The sequence below is a fragment of the Streptomyces sp. NPDC102451 genome (assembly GCF_044765485.1).
Lineage (GTDB): Bacteria > Actinomycetota > Actinomycetes > Streptomycetales > Streptomycetaceae > Streptomyces.
The window spans coordinates 1-11311 of sequence record NZ_JBIWKD010000042.1 but is presented as its reverse complement, the minus strand read 5'-3'; the positions used below and the strand labels follow the sequence as shown (position 1 = coordinate 11311).

The window sequence follows — 11311 nt, the reverse complement described above, 5'->3', positions numbered from 1 at the left end:
AACGTCACCCGTTCCCGCCTGGGAAGACTCGTCCGCCAGGGACTCCTCGAACAGCCCGGACGCGGCCGCTACCAGAAACGGACTTAACGCCCTCTGAGGGCGGCAACCGATGATCCACAGACGAGGACCACATTGCCCACCAACAGCTCGCGCATTGAACCGGGTTGTTCCTCAAGGACGGCGAAGCCGAACCGGTCCCTGCTGCCCAGCCCCGCTGCTGGGCATGCACCCACCTCGTCCCGTCAGCATCGTTGTCCACGACAGAGCCCGCCCACTTGCGCAACGCAGGATCCCGGCTCACCTCGACCAGTGCCGCAACGTCCTCCATACACCAGGGCCGAAGGACAAGAGCGGGAGCAGATGGCGTCGCTCCTGACCGCAGTATGACGGGGGCATCCACAAACCGATCATATGCGGCGGCGTCTTCACCCGACGCCGGCCGAGTCCGGCCCACGCCGCCTCGCGGCCGCCCCGTCATGCTGTGTCCGGACACGCAGAGCCTGGACGGACCATTCGAAGACTGGAGCCAGACCTTCCGGGGCGGGCCAGCCGTTGACCACTGCGAGTAGCTGGAGGTATCGCTCTCTGCGGGGATCGTTCACGCTCTCCAGCCGAGTCGCCAGGCGGCGGCGAAGCTCGATGTCGTCCGGGCGGCCGAGGATCTGCGCGTAGTGATCCGTGAGCGTGGCGACGATCGGATCGGCCTGGGGAGAGGCCGGGTCGATGCCGACGGCCAGGGCCGGGCCGACCTGGTCACGGACGGTTGCAGCAATGTCGCGCCGTGGGCCCGTGGTGTCGCTTCGGGCCTGTTCGACTGCCAGGTCCTCGGCCATCCGCCGCACGTCGGCCCGGAAATCCGGATCCTGGGACAGTTCGGCCAATTCCACCCACGCCTGGACCTGCTCCGCCTCCGGGGTGTCGGGCAGCTCGGGAGTCATCGAGCGCATTACCCCCGCGAATACGGGGGCGGCGTCAAGACCGCCGAAGACGGCGTCGAGGAAATCGCCGATCAGACTTCGGCGTTCATCCTCAGAGAGCTGGGCAAGCTTGTGCATGATATCCGTCTCCTCGAGGGTGGACCCGCGGTTGGCCACCGCCGTAAGCACCGCGCGACGCAGGCGCAGGGTGCTGATCTGCACTGCCAGTGCTTCGGCGTGCGCCGCAGCGACCTCGGGAAAAGAGAGCTCCCGGTCCATGACCTTCCGGATGGTAGGAAGGTCCAGTCCCAGTTCGCGCAGGGTTCGCACGAGGTCAAGGCGTGCAGCGGCATCTTTGTCGTAAAGGCGGTAGCCGGCCGGGCTGCGGTCAGTCGGCGCCACGATTCCGCGATCGGAGTAGAACCGGATGGTCTTGACCGTGAGACCGGTCCGCCGGGCCAGCTCGCCGATCGAGTAGAGCGTGTCGTCGTGCATGCCCCCACCTTTGCGTCTCCCCCTGGTGGAGACTCAAGCCCGTCCGACCAACTGCCAACCAGCTGGGCCCGCCGAGGCGACGGCCGGCGGGCCCTGCCATGATGCACATCATGCCGCTGAGACTGATCGCGTGAGATGAGCGCACCCCGGAGCACAGCGGCAGGGAAGGTCCTACTGGTCCTGTCGGCCTTCGACCGCGAGCACCCGTCGCAGACTCTGTCGGAGATCGCCCAGCGGACAGGGCTCGCCCTAAGCACTACGCACCGAGTGGTGGCCGAGCTGGCGGGGTGGGGGGCTCTGGAACGCGCTGAGGACGGGTCGTGGCACGTCGGGCTGCGGCTCTGGGAGGTTGCCTCCGGCTGCCCGCGCAGCCAGATCCTGCGGGACACCGCTCTCCCGTTCTTGCAGGACCTCTACGAGGCGACCCACGAGAACGTCCAGCTCGCCGTGCGCGAGGGCACGGAGCTCGTGTTCGTGGAACGGATCGCCGGGCACCGGTCGGTGCAGCTGCTGACGACCGTCGGGAGGCGGTTCCCCGTCGGTTCCACCGGGATGGGCCGGGTGCTGTTGGCGCACGCGCCGCGGGACATCCAGGAGGAGGTCCTCCGGTCACCGCTGCGGGCCTGGACCTCACACACCGTCACCGACCCGAAGACGCTGCGCGCGCAGCTGGACCGCATCCGCCGCGAGCAGGTCTTCGTCAGTGACCGGCAGCTCTCGGAGGACACCGTCGCGGTGGCCGCGCCCGTGCGGATCGGCCGGGGCGGGCCCGTAAGCGCCGTTCTGGGGATCGTCGTCACGGCACGTGGCGCGAGTCGCGCGGGGGGACTGCGTGAACCTCTGCTCAGGGCCGCGTACGGGATCTCCGAGGAGCTCGGCCGGCGGGCCCGCACGGCGGTCTGACCTCCGAGGGGGCTTCCGTCTGACGGAAACACAGGCGACCGGCCGCCGCACCGGGTGCCAACGTTCGGGGTGCTCGGAACGTTCGCAGCCACTCAGGAGATGCCATGGCAGACGCCCCCGTCGACACCGTTGCCTCGGTTCCCGTCGCCGTCATCGGTGCCGGTCCCGCCGGCCTGATGCTGGCGCACCTGCTCGGGCGGGCAGGGATCGAGACGATCGTGATCGACACCCGCACCCGGCACGAGATCGAGACGACTCAGCGGGCGGGCATCCTGGAGGCCGATGCGGCCCGCGACCTGGTCGAGACCGGTGTCTCCGACCGGATCCTGCGAGAGGGCCACGAGCACGAGGGCATCGGACTCCGCTTCGGCGGCCGGGAGCACCGCATCCACTTCAAGGAGCTGGTGGGCGCCTCGGTGTGGCTCTACCCGCAGACCGACGTCTTCGTCGACCTGGCCGATGCCCGGGACCGTGACGGCGGCTCGGTCCACTTCGGCGTCGGGGACACCGAGATCCTCGACGTCACGACCGGCGCTCCCCGGGTCCGCTGCACCGGCCCGGACGGCACCCGTCACGAGATCCGGGCCCGGTACGTGGTCGGCGCCGACGGCTCGCGCGGCATGTGCCGCGATCTGGTGCCAGGGGAGCGGCGAACGCGGTACCGCAAGGAGTACCCCTTCGCGTGGTTCGGCATCCTGGCCGAAGCACCGATGAGTGCGCCCGAGCTGGTCTATGCCCACTCCGAGCACGGCTTCGCGCTGATCAGCCAACGCACCGACAGCGTGCAGCGGATGTACTTCCAGTGCGAACCCGACGAGTCCGTCGAAGCCTGGCCGGACGACCGCATCTGGGAGACCCTCCAGGCCCGGGTGGCCGGCCCGGACGGCTTCCGCCTCGAGGAGGGGCCGGTCCTGGAGAAGACGGTGCTGCGGTTCCGTTCGTTCGTGCAGGAGCCGATGCGCTGGGGCTCCTTGGCCCTGGCGGGCGACGCCGCGCACACCGTGCCGCCGACCGGTGCCCGGGGGCTCAACCTCGCGCTGCACGACGTGAAGGTGCTCGCCGAGGTCCTGCTGCGTGCGCTCGGCGGCGCGGGCGAGGCCGCGCTGGACGAGTACCAGCCGCGCGCCCTCCAACGCATCTGGCGTGCACAGAACTTCTCCCACTGGATGACACAGCTGCTCCACACCACGCCCGGCGGCTCGGCGTTCGACCTACGGCGTCAGCTCGGCGAGCTCGACAACGTGGTGGCCACGCGCGCCGGACGCACCTACCTTGCAGAGCAGTACACCGGCTGGCCCACCAGCCGCCGCGACCACTGACCCGAATGACGGCGAGGATTTCCCGCGTTCGTCTCCGCCACCTCACCGCCGCCCCGCCGTAACCGGCGGAGTGGCACGACCGGCAGATCGCGCCGATCGACGGCCGCGGCCCCCTCCCGTACCCCGACGAGCGGGTCATCGGCGATGACGACCGACGCGTGGCGATCGTCCCTGTCTGCCGAAGTGCACCGCTCCCGCCCGCTCGAGGTGTAACGGTGGGGCTGGTGCCGGACACATACAGGGTGGAGGGCAGATGGATTCGACGATCGAGGAACAGTTCACCGCCGTGTACCGGTGCCATCGTGCAGCGGTCGAGCGGTATGTGCTGCGGCGAGCCCAGCCGGAAGACGTGGGTGACGTGCTGGCGGAGGTGTTCCTGACGGCATGGCGCAGGTTTGACCAGATGCCGGCTGAGCCCTTGCCGTGGTTGTACGGCGTTGCGCGGCGGGTGTTGGCCAACGATCGGCGTGCCGGCCAACGCCGTACGGATCTGCAGGACCGCTTGGCCGACGAGCCGCGCCCGCACGATTCCGGGTATGTGGAGGAGGTCATCGCACGGACGGATGTTGCCCAGGCGTTCGACCGACTCGGCGGTGACGACCAGGAAGTGCTGCGGCTGGCGTTGTGGGAGGAGCTGACGCCTGCGGAAATAGCACACGTCCTGGGCCAGAAGCCTGTGCCAGTGCGGGTACGTCTGCATAGGGCCCGCCGTCGGCTGCGGAAGCAACTCAACAGCTCTCGCCCTGTCCTGCCCACAGGCGCCCCGGCCGCCGCCGCTCCTTCACAGGAGGTCACCCATGCACGACACTGACAGGCTGTTGCACGGGCTCGACCCCGCGCGGGCCGCATCGCCCGCAATGACGGACGCGGAAGCCGAGGCTCTGCTCGAACACATCACAGCGACCACGCGGCCCACTGCGCGCCGGGTCGCACGTCGACATCCGACGACGTGGGTCGCCGGGGTGGCAGCCACCGCAGTGGTCGCGGTCGTCGCGATCGGTCTGACCGACGGACCCGGGCAGCGTTCCGCCGTCGCGGCCACGCCCGCTCCGCTCCGTCTGCAGGCCTTCGAGGGAACTGCGGCGGCGCCCGTTCTGCTGCGGCTGGCGCAGGCAGCTGAAAAGCAGCCTGCCGCGGCCGGCGGGACGACGGAGCACTTCTCGTACGAGACGTGGTCGCTGTTCACCAGGATCGACGGAGAGCAGGTCACCTCCGAGGTCGTTCCGCAGCGCCACGAGACATGGCAGAAAGCGGACGGTTCCACGGAGCAGGTCGTGACGTGGGACGGTGGACAGGACAAGGACAGCTTCCCGCCCAAGAACGAACCTCAGCCGCCCGCGGCCGGCGGCACGGAAGAGATGAAGCACTGGATCCTCTCCCAGGGCGACGGCAAGAGTGCCGGCGCCTTCCTCAACCGTCTCAACGAGCGCAGTCTCGACACGGTTTTGACCCCGCAGCAGCTCGCCGGGGTTCTGCGGGCGCTCGCGACGTTCGAGGGCGTGGAGTACAACGGCACCGTTGAGGACCGTTCCGGCCGCTCAGGGGTCGCCTTCTCCGTCGAATCTGCTTTCGGGGGCCTGCCGAACAAGCAGACGGTGATCTTCGATCCGCATAACGGCAAGCTTCTGGCACACGAGGAAATGCTCACCGAGGATCCCGGCAAGCTCAACGTCGAGATCCCGTCGGTCATCGACTACACCACCCACGTGAAGAGCGGCTACACCACAGGCTGATGCCCTGGCCCGGGTCCGCCCGAGTGACATCGCAATGGTGCCGATGCCCGGCTTTGCCGAGAGAGGCAGCAAGGCCGGGCATCAGCAGTGACGTCACGGGGCGGCGTGGCGCCCATGAGGTCTTGAAGCAGTCAGCCCGATTATCGATGCACTGTCCAGGTCGTCGGCCAAGCCCAAGACCGTGGGTGGGGGGTCCTGTGCTTCTGTGGGCCGTGCGGGTGGCTTTCGGCGTCGGCACCCGTCCATGACCGCACCAGCAACGGATTGCTTCCAGTGACCTCGAAATTCCTCCGAGGCCCTCACCCGACCCCGCCGACGACGTACGAAGGATCAGTGGAAGCCGCATCGCAGTCTGCAGTGGACCCTGGACGCCATCACCGCGGGCCCCGCGTTCGTCCGTAACGGACGCATGGACGTCCTCGCCGCCAACCAGCTCGCCCGCGCTTTCTACGCCGACGTCTACGCCACGCCCGGGGACCAGGCGAACCTGGCCAGGTTCAACTTCCTCGACCCCGCCTCACGCCGTTTCTACCCCGACTGGGACCTCTTCGCCGACGTCGCCGTGGCCATTCTGCGCACCGAAGCGGGCCGCAACCCGCACGACAAGGACCTCCACGACCTGGTCGGTGAGCTGTCCACGCGCAGCGACGAGTTCCGCACCCGCTGGGGCGCCCACGACATCCGCCACCACGGCACCGGCACCAAGCGCTTTCACCACCAGGCCGTCGGCGACCTCACCCTCGCCTTCGAGGGCCTGGAGATGGCTGCGGAACCCGGTCTCACCCTCACCATCTACACCGCCGAACCCGGCTCCACCTCTGAGGAGGGCCTACGCCTCCTCGCCTCCTGGGCCGCCACACAAGAGGGGGACCCGACTCCGCAGCCTTCGGCAAGCAGCTGAGCGACCGTCCCGCGCATGTCCCCGGGCTCGGTGTGAGGCCCGGCCGAACTACTCGACGGGCTCAGCACGTGCTGCGCATGGGCGAGGTTGTCGCTGCCCAGCGCCGAGAAGCCGCGGTTCAGCTCGCGACATCCAGGCTCGGCTACCCGGCCCGACTGTCTGGACTGCGTACACACCTGCCGCAGGCGGCGGGGAGGCCGCTGGTGGCCGGATTTCATCCGTATGTGATGGCACTTGGTCCGGAACAACTGCCGACCCTCTACCCTCTGATGCACTTGTCTGCGTTCACAAGCTCACGACGCCCACCGCCGCGGCCGGTCGCGCAGCTGTTTCACGGGGGACTGCATGAACATCGAACTTGCCGATCTGCTCACCTCGCTCCGGTCGGAGATCAACCGCGCCCGCATCGACGCGGCCGGCCAGGACGTCCGATTCAAGATCAACTCCATCGACCTGGAGCTGCAGGTCGTGGTCGAGAAGACGGGCGAGGCCAACGCCGGTGTGCGCTTCTGGGTGGTCTCGCTCGGCGGCAAGGCGGCTGCCAAATCTGCAGAGACCCACACGGTGAAGATCGCCCTGACTGCCCAGACAGCAGGCGGTGAGGCCGTCCTCACCGGTGACGACGTCTCCGACCTCTTCTGAGTCGGCCGGCTGTTGTATGGATCACGTCGACAGGAATCGTGTTGCCCAGGTCGTCGTCCGGCACGGAGACGAGATCGAGTACGGGTCTGGCTACCGGATCAGCACTCGGCTGATCCTCACAGTGGCCCATCTGTTCACAGCTCCGGACCGCGCCTGCACGGTGATGCTCGGCTACGACAAGAGCGAGCTGCCCGTCACGCTCATCTGGAGGGCCCGCTCAACGAGCCAGGACCTGGCCCTGTTGCGGCTTGATGCCGTGCCCGCGGGCCTCGGCGCGGCGTCGGGCGTCGCTATCGGACGACTTCCGGACGGGATGGGAAGCGTACCGTTCGTCGGGGTCGGCTTCCCGGCCCTCGCTACGCGACCCGAATCGGCCAGGTACCAGGGGTTCGACCGACGGGACAGCAAGCAGGTCCATGGCCAGGTACAGCTCGGTTCCAACATGAAGTCGGGGCTGCTGGACCTCACCATCATGTCCGCGCCGCCTCCTGAGCGTGCCGATGGGAAGGACCCCTGGAAGGGGATTTCAGGCACTGCCCTGTTCGGCCCTGACGGCCACCTCATCGGAGTGCAGGCCCAGCGACTGACCGCCGCGGGAACCAGCAGCGCCGATGCCGAGTCCGTGGCAAAGGCCCTTGACGACCCTGAGTTCGCAAGACTCCTCGGCGAGAACTTGGTCAATGCGCATGCGATGCAGCTGGACCTTCCGAACGACCGGAGTCCCGGACGCCGACTGCGGTCGGTGGTCTCCCAGCAGGAGCTGATCAGGGGTTTCGGCGACTTCGAGAAGAACCTCACCTCCGACCAGCTGCCCTTCGTCTTCCCGGGGAGCGAATACGACGCCGACCCCCGCAGGCTGCTCACCCGGCTGGTGACGTCCGCGGACCGTGGCGTGCTGATGGTCGGTGCGGCGGGCACGGGCAAGACCCGGACCGGCCTGGAGGTCGGACAACTGGCCATCGCGGAGGGCTGGCGGGTGCTGCACCTGGTTCCCCACGCGCAGGGAGGGCCGGTCGGCGACCAGATGATCGAAGAGATCGCCGAGCAGGCGTTCGCGAGGACCGGCTACGTACTCGTGGTGATCGACCTCAACGAGACCAACCTGGACCTTCAGGCACTGCGCCAGCTCCTCGCCGTGGCACGTCGAAGCGCGGTCATCATGGTCCTGCTCGCGTCGGCGCGCCCTGGCTGGCTGCTGGAGGCAGACCGGGCGCTGGTGTACGAGCTCTTCGACGAGGTCCACCTGCGGCAGGACGAAGAGTTCCAGCAGCTCGTCACCAGGAATGCACTGGAGACCTTGGCCCCCACAGCCATCGACCGTCTGGGCATGGAACGCATGCTCGAGGTCAGTGGCAACCGTCCGATCGTGGGGCTCCTGGTCGCCCGGGAGATGGAACGCAGGGTCGAAGCAGGGCTGCTTTCCGTGCCCGAGGTGACGGGTCTGCGTTCCGGGGGCGAGCTGACCGCATGGCTGCTGAGCCGGCTGAGGGAGGACCGTCTCACCGTGCCAGGGCGTACCCCCGGCAGCCTCGTCCCCGCAAGTGCCCCCCTCGGACTCGTGGCCGCCGCTGCCGCCGCGGCGGCCTGCCCGCAGGATCACGCCGAAGTGGTGGCCGCTGCCAAGGCGGCACTCGCGAGTGCGACCGGTGACGACGCCTCGGAGGCCGACGGCATCGTGGCGACCCTGGTCTCGCTCGGCTGGCTGGAGATCAAGGACGGGACTGCCTCGGTCGCCCACGACATCGTCGCCGACCAGCTCATGGAATCGGTCATGCTCCCCGAGCCGTTCCTCGGACCGGACGTCGCCCGAACACGGGCGCTTCTCGCGGGCAGCCTCACGGGTGCCCGCACCATCGGTCGGTTCGCCGTCAACCTCGGCCGGTTGGTCAACGACTTGGCCCTTGACGACGACCGGGCCTCGGCTGTGGAACCCCTGCTGTGCGCGTGGTTCACCCAACAGGCTGTCACGATCGGCGACCTGATGTGCCATGACTCCAACGCCGGCAGCTACGCCCTCGGCGCCATCTGCTCCGGTCCGCCGTGGTCCGACGCGGCCGTCGGCTCCTGGGACCAGGTCGTCAGCCCCTGGCTCAGCCACTTCGGCGGTGACTACGAAGCCCGTCACGTCCTGCACCGCGGGCTGCGCCACCTTCCCACTGACGGAGCAGGGCTCCTCGTGCCCGCCGCAGCCGACTGGCTCAAGGCATACGGGCGGGTCAGCACAGCCAGTTACATCGCGGGCCCACTGCTGTCCCGTACGGACGTACCGGGGGAGGTCGTGCAGCAGGCCATCCCCATCACGCTGGACTGGCTCAACCGCCATGCGGCGGCCTCGAGCGGCGGGTACGTGCTCCGGCCGCTGCTCGCCCGTACCGACCTCAGCCCCTTCGACGCGCGGCGGGTCCTGTCCGCCGCTCTCGTCTGGCTGAGTCGGCACGCCGCCACCCACAGCGCCGGATACGTGCTCGATGCCTTCCTCTCGCGTACCGACCTCAGCCACGACGACGTACGGCGCGTCCTGCCGACCACCCGCGAGTGGCTCGACCGCCACGCCACGACGCCGGGTGCCGGGTACGTGCTTCGGTCACTGCTGCCCCGAACAGAGCTGGAGCCCGACGACATCGGGCAGGCCGTGCAGGACGGCCTCGCCTGGCTGGACGCCCACGCCGTCACGCCTGCGGCCCGCTACGTCCTGCGTTCTGCCGTCAGCCGGACCGACCTGTCGGACGAAGAGGTACGGCGCCTCCTGCGGGCCGTGTGGGAGTGGATGGACGCACACGCCACGACCGTCGAGGCCGAGTCGATCCTGTCCCGTCTCATCATGCGCACGGACCTGCCCGCGGAGGACGTCGAGCGGGTGCTGTCCGCCATCCTGGACTGGCTCGGCCACCACGCCCACGGGATACAGGCCGAGTTCGTTCTCGGTCGGCTTGTCGCGCACACCAGCTTGTCGGACGACGACCGGCGGAGCGTGTGGCGCGCCGCGCTCGACTGGCTCGATTCCCACGCGGAGATCGAAAAGGCCTCCTTCATCCTCAAGCGTCTGCTCGGACTGGCCGACGTTCCCGAAGCCGAAGCCCCCAGGGTGGTCGCCGCAGCCCTTGCCTGGCTCGACCACCATGGAGACGATGCCAGCGCCGGACACATCGTCGGCCCGCTGCTCAGCCGCCCCGGCCTCCCTCCCGGCGATGTCCAGCGGGCGCTGCGTACAGCATTCGACTGGCTCGACCTCCATCCGAGCAGCGAGGCCAGCTTCGTACTCAAGTCGCTGCTCGCGCGGACGGACCTGGCGGCGGCCGATGTCCGCCGAGCGCTCGGGGCCGCCTTCACCTGGCTCGGTCACCACGGGCAGACGACGGACGCGGGCTACATCCTGAACGTGCTGCTGGCGCGCACCGACCTGACCGATGACGAGGTCGTCACGGCCTACGCCGAGGTCTTCACATGGCTCGCCCTGCACGCCGCCTCGGCCGACGCCGGCTACGTCCTCGGGAGGCTGCTCGCCCGCCACGACCTCCCGCCGACCGACGCCCAACGCGTACTGGACGTATCCCTCGACTGGCTCGGCGACCGCGCCGCCACCTCGGAGGCGCGCTTCGTCCTCAGCGCTCTCGAAGCGCGGGCCGGCTTCGGCCCTCCCGAGGGCCGGCGTGCGGCCGCCGCGCAACTCGCCTGGCTGGCCACCAATCCCACCATCCCTCAGGTCTGCCACCTCCTGGCCCGGCTGCTGAAACGCGCCGATCCGGACGCGGACGACTCACTGCTCCTGATCACCTCGGCTCTGACCTGGCTCGACCACAATGCCTCCATTCCCAAGGCCCAGTTCGTCCTCAACGCACTGCTCTCGCTCGACGGCCTGAACGCCGACCACATCCGGCGAGGTGTGGCTGCCGCTTTCACCTGGCTCGACGAGCACGCGCCCACCCTTGAAGCCCGCTTCGTACTCGAACCACTTCTGGGCCGCGGGGGTCCAGAAATCATGAAACGCGCAGCCCCGCTGGCCGTGGTCTGGCTCGACCAGCACGTCCGGATGGCGGAGGCCCTACGCGTCCTGAGCCCACTGTTGACCTGCGGCACCCTGTCCTCGGAGGTCGCTGGGCGCTCGGCCGGACACGCAGTGACCTGGCTCGGCGCGCACGCGTCCGCGGGGGATGCGAGCTTCGTTCTGGGACGCCTGCTCGGCCGCGGCGACCTGGGCGCGGGAGAAGCAAGCCGCGCCAGGGAGCACGCGCTGGCGTGGCTGCTCGAGCACAGCAACACTCCCGGGGCGGGCTATGTGCTCAAACCGCTGCTCAGCCGTGCCGATCTGAGAAGCCGTTTCTCTACCGGGCGTGATCGTTTGATTGTCGCTGGTCAGGCATGGTTTCGGAGGAGGTGAGGGAGAGTCTCGACGTTCTGTTC

The 11311-nt window shown here is 68.9% G+C and carries 7 protein-coding genes and 1 pseudogene; 7 read left to right on the top strand and 1 reads right to left on the bottom strand.

Annotated elements, in window-relative coordinates:
- Positions 1-425: 425 nt before the first annotated feature.
- A complete protein-coding gene (locus tag ACIRD8_RS37595) occupies positions 426-1412 on the bottom strand; it encodes a MerR family transcriptional regulator (RefSeq protein ID WP_404002231.1) in 987 nt (328 codons plus the stop codon).
- 135 nt (positions 1413-1547) lie between these two features.
- Between ACIRD8_RS37595 and ACIRD8_RS37590 the strand changes: the two genes are divergently transcribed.
- From ACIRD8_RS37590 to ACIRD8_RS37560, 7 genes and pseudogenes are all read left to right on the top strand, one after another.
- A complete protein-coding gene (locus tag ACIRD8_RS37590; RefSeq protein WP_404002228.1) occupies positions 1548-2315 on the top strand; it encodes an IclR family transcriptional regulator in 768 nt (255 codons plus the stop codon).
- Positions 2316-2419: 104 nt separating this feature from the next.
- Positions 2420-3634 carry a 4-hydroxybenzoate 3-monooxygenase gene (locus ACIRD8_RS37585; protein ID WP_404002226.1) on the top strand — a complete coding sequence of 405 codons (1215 nt, stop codon included), beginning with the start codon at positions 2420-2422 and terminating at the stop codon, positions 3632-3634.
- A 253-nt stretch (positions 3635-3887) separates the two neighbouring features.
- Positions 3888-4445, top strand: coding sequence for an RNA polymerase sigma factor (locus tag ACIRD8_RS37580; protein WP_404002223.1), 558 nt, complete (start codon positions 3888-3890; stop codon positions 4443-4445).
- Entirely contained in the window at positions 4432-5367 is a 936-nt protein-coding gene (locus ACIRD8_RS37575) for a CU044_5270 family protein (RefSeq protein ID WP_404002220.1), read from the top strand. Before ACIRD8_RS37580 ends, ACIRD8_RS37575 begins: the two co-directional genes overlap by 14 nt.
- A gap of 289 nt (positions 5368-5656) precedes the next feature.
- Positions 5657-6268 (top strand): annotated as a pseudogene (locus tag ACIRD8_RS37570) (transcriptional regulator); the annotation flags it as partial.
- Positions 6269-6613: 345 nt separating this feature from the next.
- A complete protein-coding gene (locus ACIRD8_RS37565; RefSeq protein WP_404002218.1) occupies positions 6614-6910 on the top strand; it encodes a trypco2 family protein in 297 nt (98 codons plus the stop codon).
- A gap of 16 nt (positions 6911-6926) precedes the next feature.
- Complete coding sequence (locus ACIRD8_RS37560) at positions 6927-11288, top strand: hypothetical protein (RefSeq protein ID WP_404002215.1); 4362 nt, start codon at positions 6927-6929, stop codon at positions 11286-11288.
- Positions 11289-11311 lie beyond the last annotated feature (23 nt).

Coding starts and splice junctions, on each gene's coding strand:
- ACIRD8_RS37565 (WP_404002218.1), top strand. CDS start 6,614: ATGAACATCGAACTTGCCGATCTGCTCACCTCGCTCCGGTCGGAGATC.
- ACIRD8_RS37595 (WP_404002231.1), bottom strand. CDS start 1,412: ATGCACGACGACACGCTCTACTCGATCGGCGAGCTGGCCCGGCGGACC.
- ACIRD8_RS37580 (WP_404002223.1), top strand. CDS start 3,888: ATGGATTCGACGATCGAGGAACAGTTCACCGCCGTGTACCGGTGCCAT.
- ACIRD8_RS37575 (WP_404002220.1), top strand. CDS start 4,432: ATGCACGACACTGACAGGCTGTTGCACGGGCTCGACCCCGCGCGGGCC.
- ACIRD8_RS37585 (WP_404002226.1), top strand. CDS start 2,420: ATGGCAGACGCCCCCGTCGACACCGTTGCCTCGGTTCCCGTCGCCGTC.
- ACIRD8_RS37560 (WP_404002215.1), top strand. CDS start 6,927: ATGGATCACGTCGACAGGAATCGTGTTGCCCAGGTCGTCGTCCGGCAC.
- ACIRD8_RS37590 (WP_404002228.1), top strand. CDS start 1,548: ATGAGCGCACCCCGGAGCACAGCGGCAGGGAAGGTCCTACTGGTCCTG.